Below are 15,661 nucleotides of genomic sequence, written 5' to 3' on the forward strand. Positions count from 1 at the left end.
TGTTTATTTTCCGATGAATTGCTGTGTCCAGATGTTTCCTGATTCTACGTAACCGACACCGATTTGAGTGAACTCAGGATTCATGATGTTCTTTCTGTGGCCTTCACTGTTCATCCAAGCTTTAACGACAGCTTCAGGAGTCGGCTGTCCTTTGGCGATATTTTCACCGGCAGTTTTATAAGTGATTCCGAAAGACTTCATCATATCGAAAGGTGAGCCGTAAGTAGGGCTTTGGTGATCGAAATAGTTTTTGTCTTTCATATCTTGTGATTTTGCGTGAGCTGATTTGCTTAATTTTTCATCAATCTGCAGAGGTTTTAAGCCTTGCTTTTGTCTCTCTGCATTTGTCAATTCAACGACTTTCTTTTCGTACGCACTGACTGATGAAGGAGTTTTCTCGCTGCTGTTGTTTGTGTTATCTGTCTGCTTTGCATTGTCAGCCGTCTGGTTTTGATCGGCTTTAGGTTTTTCAGCAGCAGCCGGAGCCGTTTTTGCCGGTGTTTCTTTTTGTACATCTTTAACTGTCATGTCAGAATGCTTTGCGTGTTTTTGCAGCAGCTGAGTCAGTTCTTTCTCATTTTTAACGTTCAGCTTTTTCACGCTCGTTTTCATATGTAGTTTTTCAACAGCCTCTTGAAGAGTCAGATGCTGTACGGTGTTTCCTTTTTTCACGGTAACGACGTGCTGGCATGACAGCTCTTTTGCAGATGCCTGCTGAATGCCTCCGAATGTAATCAAACTGACTGCCGCGGCGGCAGATAAGAGAAATGCTTTTTTCATAGTTAATAGCCTCCCAGAGAAGTTTTTTTCTACATGAAAAATCTTATCACAGCTTTTTTGTCATAATGCAGGCAGCCATTTCCTTTGACAACAAACTCTTGTCATAATTGTAATTGAGCGCAGAAAAATGGCTCTATACCGGGAAAAACGATCTGTATTTATTTTTTAAAATCCGTTACATCTCTTCAAATTATTTGAAGTGTTAGATATATTTTAAGATAATTTGATCTTGACAGTTTTTTTTACCCGTTTTCGCTGTAACAACTTTTACAAAAATGTTACAATTAAAATCTGTTTATGTAAATATATTCAATGATTTGAGAGGTGTAACAGAAAGTGGCTGAAGTCGCGCGCGAACCAAAGAAAAAAACGAAACGTTACAGAGCGCTGAGAATGAATCTCTATTTTTTGATTGTTTTTCTTCTCTTTACGGCACTGATTTTTAAACTCGGCATCGTCCAGATTGTCGAAGGGGATAAACACCGCCAGGATGCGGAGAAGGCAAATGCAAAAACCGCCTATTATCCGACACCGCGGGGAAAGATGTATGACAAGCGGAACAGGGTGGCGGTTGATAACCAGGCTGTGCCTGAAATTGTATACGTTTCTACCTCAAAAACCTCGGCAAAGGACAAATTGAAAACGGCAAAAAATCTCGCCGCACTGATTCATATTGATACTGAATTTATGAAGGATCGAAATATCATTGATTACTGGCTTGCCGCACATCCGAAGAAGGCGGAAAAGCTTATGAAGGATTCAGAAAACAGCCTGAAATCCCAAGAAGTGTACAAACGCCAGATTGAACGCGTTCCGAAGCAGGAGATTGATGCGATCAAAAAAGATAAAAAAGAGCTGCAAATTGCGGCGATTTATACGCGTTTTTCAAGCGGCAACGCCTATCAGCCGCAAGTCGTCAAATCAATGGACCCGAATAAGCTGAACGGAAACGGAAACAGCGGTTCATTGCTTGACGAGCATGAAAACAACAAGCAAAAACCAAAAAGCGATCTGACATATGAAGAAGTTTCCGTCGTATCCGAGCACCTGAAAGAGCTCCCCGGCATTGACGTGATCAATGACTGGACGCGAAAATATCCATACGACAAAACGCTGTACTCTCTGTTCGGCGGTGTGACGACACCGGAACAGGGATTGTTGGGCGAACGGAAAGATTACTATGTCACAAGAGGCTACTCACTGAATGACCGGGTGGGAAAAAGCTACATCGAATATCAGTATGAGGACTATTTAAACGCGCATAAAGAAAAAGTAGAGTATGTGGAAAACAGCAAAGGTGAAGTCGTCAGCCAAAAGCCCGTCGATGAAGGCAGCAGAGGCTACGATCTGCAGCTCTCGCTCGATATGGAATTACAGTCGAAAGTCGAAAAAGTCATTGAAAAAGAGCTGAGAAGAAGCCGCGCCGCAGGCAACTATATGGTTGACAGAGGATTTGCCGTCATGATGGACCCGAACAACGGGGATATTCTCTCAATGGCGGGGAAACGCATCGATCTCGAAACAAATAAAATCCAGGATTTTGCGATCGGATCATTTACGACCCAATATGAGATGGGCTCTTCTGTTAAAGGAGCGACTGTTCTCGCGGGTTACCAAAGCGGCCTCCCGCATTATAAAACGTTTGTCGATGCACCGCTTGTATTTAAAGGCAAAACGAAAAAACAATCGTGGACACAAATGGGAGCCATTACTGAGCTGACCGCGCTGCAAAGAAGTTCTAACGTATATATGTTTCATGTGGCCATGCATATAGCCGGCATTACCTACAGGCCGTACGGCACGCTGCCTGCCGGATTAGACGATATTAAAAAAATGCGCAATTACTACGCCCAATTCGGTTTGGGTGTGAAGACCGGGATTGATCTTCCGCAGGAATCAGCGGGCATGCAGTCAAATCCGCAAATGGTCGGGGGATTGCTGCTTGACTTTGCGATCGGACAGTTTGATACATATACGCCGCTTCAAATGGCTCAATATATTTCAGCCATCGCAAACGGCGGGTATCGCGTCCAGCCGCGGATCGTCACAAGCATTCATGAACCGGACAGCAAAAATAAGATTGGAAAAGCGATTGAACAGCGAGATATTAAAATTTTGAACAAAGTAAATAACAGTCCGAGCGATTTTGATCAGGTTCATAAAGGAATGAAATTGGTCACAAGCTCACCTCAAGGAACGGCTTATTCAACATTCCAAGGTTCCGGCGCTGATGTTTCCGGAAAAACGGGAACCGCGCAGACGCGCTATTACGGCACGAACAAAAACTGGTGGGGGAAAGACACGTATAACCTGACCTTTGTCGGCTATTATCCGTCAGAACATCCACGAGTGGCATTCAGCGTTGTCGTACCGACTGTTCAGGATGATCACGATCCCGTCAGCAAAAACATTGCCAAAGGAGCAATTGACGCTTACAAAGAACTTGAAAAGAAATACAATAAAAAATAACAAATGAAAGGGCGGCCGAACATCTCGTGCGCCCTTTCTTTCATTCAGGAAAATTGACGTTCACAATAAGAATAGAAGGAGAATGCTTATTTTTTAGCGAATCAATCTAGTGGAATTTCTTTTTATATCAGTCCGTGTCCAGCCTGCAGTGCGAGTATAATGCAAAGGAGGGATTCTGTGGAACAGGATACTCAGCATGTCAAACAGTTTCAATCGAAAACCGATCTTCATGCCGTTTTGACGTCTAACGGGCGTATTATGTATATTTCTGCAAACTGCAAATCGTACTTCAGTTATTCTCAGGAAGAGATGATCGGGTCATTTCTCAAAACGTTCCTGCATGAAGAAGATCAATTTTTGGTTGAAAGTTACTTCTATAATGAGCATCATTTGATGCCTTGCACCTTTCGTCTTATTAAAAAAGATCATACCATCGTATGGCTTGAAGCGGGTGTGGAAATTGTCACACCGCAAATGGAGGGGACGGATCGGGAAATCATCCTCAAAATCAAGGTGCTTGAGGAGAAGACCCCCCGCCGGCCTTATATGTATGAACAAAAGAAGCAAAAGGCAGAACAACAGTCGGAAGATGCGGCTGGAAACGGCGAATTCGAGCGTCTTGTCGAAATGCTGCCGAATCCTTTATATGTCAGCATCAACGGCACAATCGCCTACGCCAACAACGCGATGCTTGCCATGCTGGGAGCCGAAAGCAAAGACGAGGTAATCGGCAGGCGCTCTTATGAGTTTATTGAAGAAGAGTATCACGACATTGTGAAAAACCGAATTGTGCGGATGCAAAAAGGAATGGAAGTCGGAATGATCGAACAGACGTGGAGAAGGCTCGACGGCACGCCCGTTCATTTAGAAGTGAAGGCGGCACCGACGACATATAAAAATCAGCGGGCGGAATTGCTGCTTCTGATTGATATTTCTTCACGGAAAAAATTCCAAACGATTCTGCAAAAAAGCAGAGAGCGTTATCAGCTCCTCATTCAGAATTCAATTGATACGATCGCCGTGATTCACAATGATAAATGGGTATTCATGAATGAGTCGGGCATTTCGCTGTTTGAGGCTGAAACATATGAAGATTTAATCGGGAAAAACGTCTATGATCAGCTTCATCCCTGTGATCATGACGGCGTGAAAGAGCGGATCCAAAATATTATCAACCGAAAGACTGAGTCAGAAATTATTAAGCAATCGTGGTTTACCTTTAAAAACCGGCTGATCTATACGGAAATGGTCTGCATTCCGACGACGTTTTTCGGAGAAACGGCCGTGCAGGTCATTCTGCGTGATATTTCTGAGCGGAAGCAGACGGAGGAATTAATGCTGAAGTCGGAGAAGCTGTCTATCGCAGGGCAGCTGGCGGCGGGAATCGCTCACGAAATCCGCAATCCGCTGACGGCGATCAAAGGATTTTTACAGCTCATGAAGCCGACGATGGGGGAAAACGAACATTACTTTGAAATTGTGTTTTCTGAACTGAGCAGAATCGAATTGATTTTAAGTGAGCTTTTAATGCTTGCCAAACCTCAGCAAAACGCCGTGAAAGAGCGTGTGAACTTAAAGAAAATTATAAGTGAAGTGACCGCTCTTTTAGAGACGCAGGCAAATCTTAAAGGGATTTTTATCAAAACGGATTACGAACATGACAGCATGTATATTAACGGTGATCAAAATCAGCTGAAACAGGTGTTTATCAATCTGATTAAAAATGCCGTTGAGTCGATGCCGGATGGGGGAACGGTTCACATTCTTATGACAGAAGATGAGTATTCCGTTAATGTGACGGTGAAAGACGAGGGTGACGGGATACCGGAAAACGTGCTGAAACGAATAGGCGAACCGTTTTTGACAACGAAAGAAAAAGGAACCGGCCTGGGGCTGATGGTCACATTCAACCTTATTAAAAACCATCAGGGAGCCATCCAAGTAGACAGCAAACCGGATAGAGGCACGGCCTTTCATATTACATTCCCGAAACAATAAAAAACAACGGCGTTATGCCGTTGTTTAAATAGTCTGCATGGATTCTCTCGTTTTTAAAATAAATGCTTCCAGCCGGTCCAAGCCTTCTCTCAATGTATCCAGTGAATATGCGAATGACAGCCTCACATACCCTTCACCCAACTTTGAAAACGAGCTGCCGGGCACAAGAGCCACACCTGCATCCTCTAAAAGAGCCATACTAAAATCAAACGATGACATTCCGAATGACTTAATGGAAGGGAAGATATAAAATGCGCCTGACGGCTTTACGACGTCAAGCCCCATTGAAACAAGACGATCATATACATAGTCAAGCCGCTTTTTATACTGTTCTCTCATAATAAGCGCATCATCAACACCGTTTGTCACCGCTTCAAGAGCCGCTTTCTGAGAGATTGAAGACGCGCATGTCACACTGTATTGGTGAACTTTTAAGATGTGCTTGGCAATTTCTTTCGGTGCGAAAATGAAACCGATTCTCCAGCCCGTCATGCTGTGTGATTTTGACAGGCCGTTGATGACGATCGTCTGGTCTCTCAAATAAGACGCGATCGAATAATGCGGTCTGTCATAGGTTAATTCGCTGTAAATCTCATCAGACAGGACAAAAACATTTCTGCCCTTCAGGACGGCTGCGATGTTTTGCAGCTCTTCCTCAGACAATGTCACTCCGGTCGGATTTGACGGATAAGGAAGAATGACGCATTTTGTTTTTGGTGTCAGCGATTCTTCAATGAGCCGCGCCGTCAGCTTAAATCCGTGTGTCGTCGTATCCACATGGACCGGAACGGCGCCCGACATGCGGATGATCGGTTCGTAGCCCGGATATATCGGTCCGGGGAGAATAACTTCATCGCCCGGAGATAAAATCGTCCGCAAAGACGCGTCAATCGCTTGGCTTGCCCCGGTTGTGACGATGATTTCAGTTTCAGCTTCATAATTCAAATCAGCTTTTTTCTTCATATAAAGCTGTACGGCCTGTCTCAGCTCAAGGCCGCCTGCATTCGGAGTATATGCCGTTGCGTTCTCGTCGATTGCCTTTTTGGCAGCCGCTTTGACATGGTGCGGCGTGAAGAAATCCGGCTGACCGATCGTAAGCGAAATGACATTGTCGTGCTGAGCTACAAGATTTGAGAATTTGCGAATTCCTGAAATTTCAATTTCTTTTACATTCGGATTAAGCAAATGTTCCATAATTCATCACCTTATACTATATATTGAGTTTCTCCTATTTTACCACTAGCTGAGCATTTGTCATCTTTTTATTGAACTATCCCGAGTATATGTCCGATATGTGAAAACATACCTTCTTTCAGAAAAAAATAAGACAACCAGCTGAAATGATTGTCTTCATTGTATCATGATCTATCTATTGTGATATGTGGCGAATGTCATTAATACCCGTATTCAAAGCTGACGTCTTCCCGCCATAAGATGTATGGAGCGGGCTTGTCGGGACGCTCTTTCGCCTCTTTTTTCATTTGCAGGTAAGCCGTTTTGCTGATATCTTCTAACACCGTCATTTGATCTTGGTCGAATATGACTACTGTACCCATTTATTACACCCTTCTTCCTGAAAAATCCTTGACTATTTTACCACTCGATGTCAAAAAGTCAATGGGATATCAGAAAAAAGCATTTTTTTATAAAGAGTTCATGGCCAGTTGGCCCGAATACATTCACTTTTTCCGTTTCCAGCCGATATATACAGTACAATACTGAATGCGGATAGCGAGGGATTGAATTGTCTTTACAACAATACGATATTTTATTGGATTCAGGCACAAACGAATTAGAAATCGTCAAATTTGAAGTAGGCGTCAATACATTTGGCATAAATGTGATGAAAGTCCGGGAAATCATTCAGCCGGTAGATGTCACATCTGTGCCTCAGTCTCATAAAGACGTAGAAGGGATGATTAAGCTGAGAGGCGAAATTCTTCCCGTCATCAGTCTGTATACCTTTTTCGGCGTTGATGCCGAAGGAGCAAAAGACGATAAATATATCGTAACGGAATTCAACAAGCGGAAAATCGTCTTTCACGTCGGTTCCGTTTCACAAATCCACAGGGTGTCCTGGGAGGCGATTGAAAAGCCGACTTCCCTGAACCAGGGCATGGAGCGGCACTTAACGGGAATCATCAAACTGGAAGACACGATGATCTTTCTGCCTGATTATGAAAAGATCATTTATGATATTGAATCGGCATCCGGAGTTGAGACTTATCATGTCCATCAGGAAGGATTTGATGAAAGACGGGCGGGTAAAAAACTGATCATCGTTGAAGATTCGCCGCTTCTGATGCGTCTTTTGACGGATGAGCTGACTGAGGCGGGGTACAGTGAAATCGTTACGTTTGAAAACGGAAAAGAAGCGTATGATTACGTCGTGGAACTGACGGATAACGGAGCAAACCTGTCAGACCATATTGACATGATTATCAGTGACATTGAGATGCCGAAAATGGACGGTCACCGTTTGACGAAGCTCCTTAAGGATAACCCGCAAAGCTCTGATGTGCCGATTATGATTTTCTCGTCCCTGATTACGGACGACCTGCGCCACCGGGGCGAAGTAGTCGGAGCGGATGAACAGATCAGCAAGCCTGAAATCAGCGAGCTCATTAAAAAAGTGGATACGTATGTGATTGAATAGAAAAAAGCCGATGCATGACGCATCGGCTTTTTTTGCGGCGGAATTAAAAATAACTCTCACCAAGTTTTTTAAATACGGGTTTATGATAAGCGGGCTGCTGCCTGTTGGCGGCAAGCGGTTTTTCCTTTAAGCCCACATATTTTTGCAATACGTTTTTCGCTTTTGTCAAAGACATTTGTGCTTTAGGATTGCGGTACGACTGATTTAACGTACCTAAATGCGGAAGATGCTGGAAGTCTTCTTTTGTTGGAGGCATGTGAAAATAGTAGTCTCCGATAGAGATAAGTACGTCTGACTGCTGTTGGCTAAACCTGGGATTATTTGAAAAGTGAAGCCCTATTTTTTTCCCTTTGCCTTCTTTCACAAGCTTTTGTAATGCCCGTTTTTTCAGCAGATAAAGGTATTTAGGGTTGGGGGCGGTTTTTGCATGGCGGTTCACAGTATAAACAGCTTTTGAAAGATTCTCGATGGTTGGCTGCAGCTCTTTCGAATAAGCGTGGTCGTCCATTATTTCTCTCCTTTGCATTGATCAAGTTCATATATAGATTATACTTTTTTAGCGTTGAAATGCAAATATTGATTATAAAAATACGCCTTTTTCTGATGAAAAGGGCGCATCTTTTTCCTTTATTAGACAGGTTTCGCATGTTTTTCAGAATCAGCCTTTAATGATTGCTGCACATCGATCTCTGCTGCCTCGGCGCTGTATTTCGGAAGAGCGATAAAATAGAACACAAATACCGCTAAAATTACGATTCCCATGCCGTAATAAAGGTAATCAATATTGGTAACGAATTTCGGAAATAACAGGGCGACCAGTCCGAGTGTAATCGATTGGGCAAACATCATAAAAGGATCCTGCCAGCCGCTGACCCGGCCCATTATTTTCGGATGAACGATTTTCGGCATCCAGCCGCCGATGGCGATATTGACAGGGCCGATGCACATGCCGAGGACGAAAGCCGCCGCATAATAAATCCACAGCTTATCCGTATAGCCGAGGACAAAAATGAGCAGTCCGGCTGCCAAAATAGGAATCGACATCAAATGATGCGGTTTGACTTTTTTTGCGATCATCGTTCCGATCACACTTCCTGCAAGCAGGCCGAAGCCGAGTGCGACGGTGAAGATGGAAGTATGTGATTCGTAATGATCAGGCGCAAGTCCGTATTTCATCGTAAACATCGGCAGTACGGCAAAGCCGCCGTTGACAAAACCAAAGATAAAAAAGCCGAAAATAAGGGAAGCAAGCAATTTGTTTTTAACAATATATACGATCCCTTCCTTAAAATCAGCGACCGAGTCTTTCAGAAACGAATCTCCCCATTTAAAAGGGCCATTCGGCTGACGGGCTTCTTTCGGAATGCGGCACGCGCGGATCAGAAAGCCTGATACAATAAAGCTGACAAAATCAAGGATAATGGCTCCGTGAATACCGATCGTTTTATACATAAACGCGCCTATACCGACGCCGAATACCATGAAGATGCTGAACAGGATCTGGTTAAGTCCCGCCGCTTTCGCGTAATGCTCCTTAGGCAGAATAGCTTGTACAAGGCTGGCTTCCGCCGGGAAAAAGAACTTGGTCACGGCGCTTCTGATGAACAAAATACAGAACACGAGAGGGATGCTCCCGGTGTATAATGCGGCAAACAATACGATCGTCAGTCCGGCTCTGATCCAGTCACAATTCTCTGCGACCTTTTTCCTGTCAAGCCGGTCAGCTGCGACACCGACAATCAGAAATACGAAAACTGTCGGCAGTGAATACATCAGCTCAGCCAAAGTCGTGTATGCCGGCTGGTTTGAAAAATGGTCCAGCAAGTAAAAAGCGAAAGCCATATTACCTACAGTCGTTCCCATTTGAGAAGCGAGTGCTGCGAAAAAGAGACGGACAAAATTGCGATTTTTAAATATATCCATAAACACGCTCCTTACCCTAGAGGTCCCACTGTAATATATTATCATCAGCTCGTTCCATTAACAAATAAGATCTTTCTATCTTATAATAGTCACCCTTGTTCCATTAGGAACGGTAGCGGCAAGTTCAGTGACGTCCTGATTATACATCCGGATGCATCCTTTTGATACCGCTTTGCCGATGGAGGAAGGATTATTTGTTCCGTGAATGCCGTAATGAATTTTAGAGAGGCTGAGCCAATAAGCGCCGAACGGGCCGCCGGGCTTAGGCTGGCGGTTCACGATGTAAAATTCTCCGGTCGGCGTGGTCGTCAATATTTTTCCGACTGCGATGGGATACGTACGGATGAGCCTGCCAAGGCGGTATAACTCCAGTTTCTTCGCTCCGATATACACGATGATGGAGTAGGGAATGGTGGATGGGTCGGGAAGATTCGGTATGATAATATGCTGTCCCGCGTATATGACCGATTGGATTGAGGGATTTGCCTGAAGGAGAGCAGCAGTGCTTATTCTGAAGTCTTGCGCAATGCTTGAGATGGTTTCTCCTTGTTTCACTTGATATGTCAGCAGTTTCATCACCCTCCTTTTTGCTCTTTTCCATATACATATTACGGAGGGGGTGTCTGTGCATCAGGATAAAAGTCTTATTTTTGCTCGGTTTTCAATGTGAACAGCGTGATTTCCGGTCTGGCTAAAAATCGATACGGCAGTCTTGTCGTACCGAGCCCTCGATTGACGTAAACGGCTGTGTCATGCAGCGTATACATGCCGTCGGTATACGTTTTTCCGTAAGGAGGCGTAATGAGAGGGCCGAAAAACGGGAGCTGGACCTGGCCGCCGTGAGTGTGTCCCGACAGCTGGAGGTTTACGGGATATCCGCCTATCTTAAGAGCGGCATCAGGCTCGTGGACGATTAAAATGGAAAACGCATCTTCGGAAAGGCGTGACAGGGTGCCTTTATAATCTGGTTTTCCGAGCATTACATCATCCAAAAACGCGAATTCAATCCGGCTTCCGTCTGTCAGCTGAACCTGACGGTAGCCGTTTCGAAGCACTTGAAAATCAGCCGCTTCCATCAGAGCCTTGTACGTGTTCGTACCGTAGCCTCCGTGGTCATGGTTTCCGTAAACACAAAGTTTGCCGAAGGGAGCTTCAAGATTTTGCAGCACGGCGAGTGCATGCTGGTGATCATTAAATAAATGCGGCTTATCAATTAAATCTCCCGTAAAGATGAGCAGATCGGGTTTCAGCTGATTGATCTTTTCCGCTGCTTTATTCAAGTCACCGGATGTAAACACATCACTGAGATGTGTATCGCTGAATTGAACGATTTTAAAATTGTCAAAGCCGCGGGGGATCAGGCGGCTGGTGATTGTATGCCGGGTGATCTCAATCATGCGCGGTTCAATATACCGGGCATAGCCGTAACCTCCGCAAGCCATTGCGAGAGATGCACCCAAAATGCCGAATCCTCTTTTTAAAAATGTTCTTCTGGTCATTTTCTCCATATGTAAAACCAACCTTTGTCAGAGTTGTTCTATTATATCATCAGCTTGGCTGAAAAATCCCTTCTCAGCATGTAATGACGCGGATAGACATCTGTGATAAAATTATGAATGATTATTCATTCAATAAAAAGGGGTGGGTTTGTTATGGATAAGAAAGCGGTAATCATTACAGGCGGATCAAGCGGCATGGGAAAAGCAATGGCGAAAAAACAGGCTGAATTAGGATGGCACGTCATGGTGACAGGGAGGAACCATGAAGCACTTGAGGAAACAAAAAAAGAAATTGAGACCTTTGAGGGGCAGGTCGCCTGTTTTCAAATGGATGTCCGTTCTGATTCCGCCGCTTCAGACATGATTTCAGAAGCGAAAAAAGTCTTTGGCCGGCTTGATGCGCTGATTAACAATGCGGCCGGCAACTTTATTTGCCCGGCAGAGAAGCTGACGCCCAATGGATGGAAAGCTGTTATTGAGATTGTTTTAAACGGCACATTTTTCTGCAGCCAAGCAGCGGCAAGGCATTGGATCGAGCAGGAGCAGAAGGGCGTCATCTTAAATATGGCCGCTACATACGCATGGGGAGCGGGAGCGGGTGTCGTTCATTCCGCTGCAGCCAAAGCGGGGGTATTGTCACTGACAAGAACGCTGGCCGTTGAATGGGGGAGCAAATACGGCATCCGCACAAACGCGATAGCCCCAGGCCCGATTGAACGGACAGGCGGTGCGGAGAAGCTGTTTGAATCGGAAAAAGCGGTGTCCCGCACTATGAACAGTGTGCCGCTCGGCCGGCTGGGCACACCGGAGGAAATCGCCGCGTTGGCAGCGTTTTTGCTATCTGATGAAGCGTCCTACATAAACGGGGACTGTATCACAATGGACGGGGGGCAATGGCTGAATCCTTATCCGTTTTAATTTTTCATATATTGATTATTTTGCAAAACAAGCGAACGTTAAAGCCGCCGTTCGCTTGTTTTATTTTCTATTCAAAATTATGATATAATTTTGAAAGATTAAGGGGCGATTAATTGAAGAAATTATGAAAATGGTTCGTTGTACTATTTGTAAGCAGTTTCGTTATCATCTTTAATATTTGGTACTTTATTATTTGTGCTTTTACTCCGGAGTATTATCAAAATACCAATCTTACATCTGATGAAATAATCAGATTTGAAAAGCTATTTCACATCGATTTTCCTGATGAAACGAAATTTATTAAAACCAGGGAGTATTTGAGTGGGCTCGGAGGCGATACATCGGCTGTATTATATGTGTCTCTGCCAACCAAGCTGGCGGAACGATTTTATCTGATTATACGTATATGCCAATAAATCATATTGATCATGCCGGTTCAATGTATGGAGTTGACGTTTCCGAGAGTGTTGGCGGGTTAACAACTCTTACATGTGGCACTTTAGATAAAAAAGGAACTTTCTTTCAGTTGAAACATGATGATGATTGGATATTTAACAGCACTGATTGGAGCCATTATTTTTGGACAGATGCCGGTTATAATGCTCTTATATTTATCCTTTTATTTGTGCTTGTGAAACAAATGAATAACGTCCTTAATTAACCGGTCTGAAGAGTGATCTTAAAAATGTCCCCCCTTTTATTTTAAGCTGCTGCCATACTGCCTCCTTTTCCCCTAATCTAAACATTTGTGGTGCTGATATAATTGTGTATAATCAGACAAAGATAGAGAAGCAGGTGATAACATGTTGGACCCACTTGATATACTGACGAATATTGATGATGTCATTCCGTATTACCAAGCGATTTTTAACGCTGAGGAACAAAGAGTCGTAGGCTACGAAGTGCTTGGGCGGATTTTGGCAGATGCGGAGATTGAGAGCCTTGGGCCGTTTTTCTTAGATTCCGGCATTCCGGAAGAATATAAGCTTGAGGTCGATGACAGAGTCATCAGGCAGGCGCTGGAGAGGTTTAAAGAAGCTGATCGTGATCTGTTGATTTTTATCAATCAGGATGCGAATGTATTGATGCTTGACCACGGCGAAAGCTTTCTTGAGCTTTTAAAAGAATACGAAGAGCAGGGCATTGAATTGAACCGTATTGTGCTTGAGATCACCGAGCACAATTTCGAAGGCGACATTGAACAGCTGTACCATATGCTTGCCTACTATCGTACATATGGCATTAAAATCGCGGTGGACAATATAGGTAAGGAGAGCAGCAACCTGGACAGAATCGCGCTCCTTTCACCGGACCTTCTGAAAATAGATTTGCAGGCGCTGAAGGTATCTCAGCCGTCACCATCATATGAGCATGTGCTGTACAGCATTTCATTGCTGGCGAGAAAAATCGGCGCCGCGCTGCTGTATGAAGATATAGAAGCTGATTTCCAGCTCCAGTACGCATGGAGAAACGGAGGCCGATTTTTTCAAGGCTATTATCTGCAGGCGCCGAGCGGCGATTTTATAGACCGGAGCCTGTTAAAAGCACGCTTGAAAACGGAGTTTCAGCAATTTATCACGAGAGAAAAAAAGAAGCTGGAAACGGTCTATGAACACTCTGAGAATTTTTATAAGCGGGTCAATCAGGCAGTTTCCGAGCTGAAGAAAACCCATCAGGCGGACGATGAGTTTATTAAAAAACTGGCGGAAAACCTGACCGACTGCTGCTTCAGAATTTATATGTGTGATGAAGAAGGCTATCAGCTGACGGGAAATGTGTTCAAGCAGTCCGGCGAATGGCTTTATCAGCCTGAATACATGGAGAAAAACTGGAGCTGGCGTCCGTACTTTTTAGAAAATATCATGAAGATGCGTAATTCAAGAAAAGGCTTTTTCAGTGACCTGTACAGTGATATTGAGACAGGTGAGATGATCAGAACCTTTTCATACCCGATGGATGACAATATGTATTTATTTATCGATCTGCCTTACTCTTATTTATATGAACAGGACGGGTTACTTTAAAGCGGCTGCTGTATGCCGCTTTTTTTGTTCATTTGAAAAAAGTTTTAAAAAACGATTGACAATGATACTGATAATCATTATCATTTAGTTATAGAGAGAAGTTACTCTCTGTTCCCCAACCCCTCTATCAGATCAAGATCCGAAAAAACTTGGCGCTACCCCCGCCAAGTTTTTTTATGCTGTCTCCTCATAAAAGGGCTTCTCCTTACATACATCTGATAATGGCGGCTCAAAAAGCGAAAAATTATTTTTGAAAGGTGTATGACATTCCGAAAAAAGCTTCAAACTATTCGAAAACACGGTTTTCCCGTTTATTTCTTTTTGAAAATCCAGCGGGAAAATGCCATCCCGGTCTACTTTATGGTATGATGCTCTGTAGAACTTGTATTATAATAAATACTTGTTGATTTGAAGTTGTTTTTTGAAAGGAGTCTTTTTTTAGAATGTCACAATTAATGGGTATCATCACGCGGCTGCAAAGTCTGCAAGAAACAGCGGAAGCGGCTAACGAGCCGATGCAGCGTTATTTTGAAGTTAACGGCGAAAAAATTTGCAGTGTTAAATATTTCGAAAAAAATCAAACGTTTGAACTGACGGTTTTCCAAAAAGGTGAAAAACCTAACACATATCCGTTTGATAACATTGACATGATTTCTATTGAAATTTTTGAGCTCCTTCAGTAATTTGATTTGATTTTTCAGGCTGACCAAGCTTCCGGTCTTCCGCAAGCGGAGCTTTATTAAATTATGCAAAGGAACGTGCTTGTTCGTTTGGTTGTAGACTCTGGAAAGAGGAGTGTCCGTACATGGCTGATTCTTTTCTGTTTTATAATCTTTCTGAGGCACAGATGACCTTTCAAGACGTGACGGAGCGGCTGAAACGCTTTGTCAATAAAGACCCCCGTTCAGCATACGTGCTGTCTGTAGGGACTGATTCACAAGTTTACCGCGACTTCACAAAGTTTATTACGGCTATACACTTGCACCGTACAGGCAAGGGAGCTTGGGGCTGTTTGAAAAATCACGATCTAGCAAGACCGATACATAGCCTTCGCGAAAAAATTTCGCTGGAAACCGCATTCAGCCAGGAGATGGCTGCGCATATCCTCGACGGCCGTCTTATGGAACTGACAGATTTGCTCTTGCCTTTTACGGATGAAGGGGCGGATCTTTCATTTGAAGTGCATCTGGATATCGGTCAAAAAGGGCTGACAAAAGAATTGATACAAGAAATGACCGGCCGCATTACCTCGATGGGCATTGAAGCGAAAATCAAGCCCGATTCCTGCACAGCATTCAGTTATGCCAATCGTTACACAAAATAATATTTCATACAGAATCCGCAAAATGTCGAATTATGCGGTTGACGATTTTTTTCTGTTTACTTATTCTAGC

The 15,661-nt window shown here is 43.8% G+C and carries 13 protein-coding genes and 2 pseudogenes; 8 read left to right on the plus strand and 7 right to left on the minus strand.

The window, feature by feature from the left end; genetic code table 11:
• Positions 1-3 precede the first annotated feature (3 nt).
• A complete protein-coding gene (locus tag JNUCC21_RS07370; RefSeq protein WP_014417601.1) occupies positions 4-780 on the minus strand; it encodes a CAP domain-containing protein in 777 nt (258 codons plus the stop codon).
• Positions 781-1,116: 336 nt separating this feature from the next.
• Here JNUCC21_RS07370 and JNUCC21_RS07375 point away from each other — a divergent pair, with 336 nt between their 5' ends.
• Together JNUCC21_RS07375 and JNUCC21_RS07380 are read left to right on the plus strand one after the other, a co-directional pair.
• Entirely contained in the window at positions 1,117-3,249 is a 2,133-nt protein-coding gene (locus JNUCC21_RS07375; protein ID WP_369878707.1) for a peptidoglycan D,D-transpeptidase FtsI family protein, read from the plus strand.
• Between the two features lie 177 nt (positions 3,250-3,426).
• On the plus strand, positions 3,427-5,247 hold the full coding sequence (locus tag JNUCC21_RS07380) for a PAS domain-containing protein (RefSeq protein WP_369878708.1): 1,821 nt from the start codon (positions 3,427-3,429) through the stop codon (positions 5,245-5,247).
• Here the strand turns inward: JNUCC21_RS07380 and JNUCC21_RS07385 are convergent.
• Positions 5,228-6,441, minus strand: a pseudogene (locus JNUCC21_RS07385) (aminotransferase A). The gene JNUCC21_RS07380 and the pseudogene JNUCC21_RS07385 overlap by 20 nt on opposite strands.
• A gap of 200 nt (positions 6,442-6,641) precedes the next feature.
• Positions 6,642-6,803, minus strand: coding sequence for a hypothetical protein (locus tag JNUCC21_RS07390; protein WP_007409608.1), 162 nt, complete (start codon positions 6,801-6,803; stop codon positions 6,642-6,644).
• A 188-nt stretch (positions 6,804-6,991) separates the two neighbouring features.
• Between JNUCC21_RS07390 and cheV the strand changes: the two genes are divergently transcribed.
• Positions 6,992-7,903, plus strand: coding sequence for a chemotaxis protein CheV (gene cheV, locus JNUCC21_RS07395; protein WP_007409609.1), 912 nt, complete (start codon positions 6,992-6,994; stop codon positions 7,901-7,903).
• Positions 7,904-7,946: 43 nt separating this feature from the next.
• On the opposite strand, the gene JNUCC21_RS07400 is transcribed toward cheV, so the two are convergent.
• The 4 genes from JNUCC21_RS07400 to JNUCC21_RS07415 all read right to left on the minus strand — a co-directional run bounded on the left by JNUCC21_RS07400 (position 7,947) and on the right by JNUCC21_RS07415 (position 11,334).
• Entirely contained in the window at positions 7,947-8,411 is a 465-nt protein-coding gene (locus JNUCC21_RS07400; protein ID WP_003154622.1) for a YkyB family protein, read from the minus strand.
• A gap of 122 nt (positions 8,412-8,533) precedes the next feature.
• On the minus strand, positions 8,534-9,826 hold the full coding sequence (locus tag JNUCC21_RS07405; protein WP_015239757.1) for an MFS transporter: 1,293 nt from the start codon (positions 9,824-9,826) through the stop codon (positions 8,534-8,536).
• Positions 9,827-9,901: 75 nt separating this feature from the next.
• Complete coding sequence (locus JNUCC21_RS07410) at positions 9,902-10,396, minus strand: L,D-transpeptidase family protein (RefSeq protein ID WP_088462390.1); 495 nt, start codon at positions 10,394-10,396, stop codon at positions 9,902-9,904.
• Between the two features lie 74 nt (positions 10,397-10,470).
• On the minus strand, positions 10,471-11,334 hold the full coding sequence (locus JNUCC21_RS07415; protein WP_072589039.1) for a metallophosphoesterase: 864 nt from the start codon (positions 11,332-11,334) through the stop codon (positions 10,471-10,473).
• 144 nt (positions 11,335-11,478) lie between these two features.
• On the opposite strand from JNUCC21_RS07415, the gene fadH reads away from it, so the two are divergent.
• The 5 genes and pseudogenes from fadH (at position 11,479) to JNUCC21_RS07440 (ending at position 15,591) form a co-directional block, all read left to right on the plus strand.
• Positions 11,479-12,243 (plus strand): 2,4-dienoyl-CoA reductase, encoded by a 765-nt coding sequence (gene fadH, locus JNUCC21_RS07420; protein WP_015417368.1) that lies wholly within the window; start codon positions 11,479-11,481, stop codon positions 12,241-12,243.
• Between the two features lie 164 nt (positions 12,244-12,407).
• Positions 12,408-12,904, plus strand: a pseudogene (locus tag JNUCC21_RS07425) (hypothetical protein).
• Positions 12,905-13,046: 142 nt separating this feature from the next.
• Positions 13,047-14,267 carry an EAL-associated domain-containing protein gene (locus tag JNUCC21_RS07430; RefSeq protein WP_007409615.1) on the plus strand — a complete coding sequence of 407 codons (1,221 nt, stop codon included), beginning with the start codon at positions 13,047-13,049 and terminating at the stop codon, positions 14,265-14,267.
• A 443-nt stretch (positions 14,268-14,710) separates the two neighbouring features.
• Positions 14,711-14,950 (plus strand): YkuJ family protein, encoded by a 240-nt coding sequence (locus tag JNUCC21_RS07435; protein WP_003154613.1) that lies wholly within the window; start codon positions 14,711-14,713, stop codon positions 14,948-14,950.
• 122 nt (positions 14,951-15,072) lie between these two features.
• A complete protein-coding gene (locus JNUCC21_RS07440; protein WP_007409617.1) occupies positions 15,073-15,591 on the plus strand; it encodes a ribonuclease H-like YkuK family protein in 519 nt (172 codons plus the stop codon).
• Positions 15,592-15,661 lie beyond the last annotated feature (70 nt).

This window comes from Bacillus sp. JNUCC-21, from assembly GCF_041222765.1.
GTDB lineage: Bacteria > Bacillota > Bacilli > Bacillales > Bacillaceae > Bacillus > Bacillus velezensis.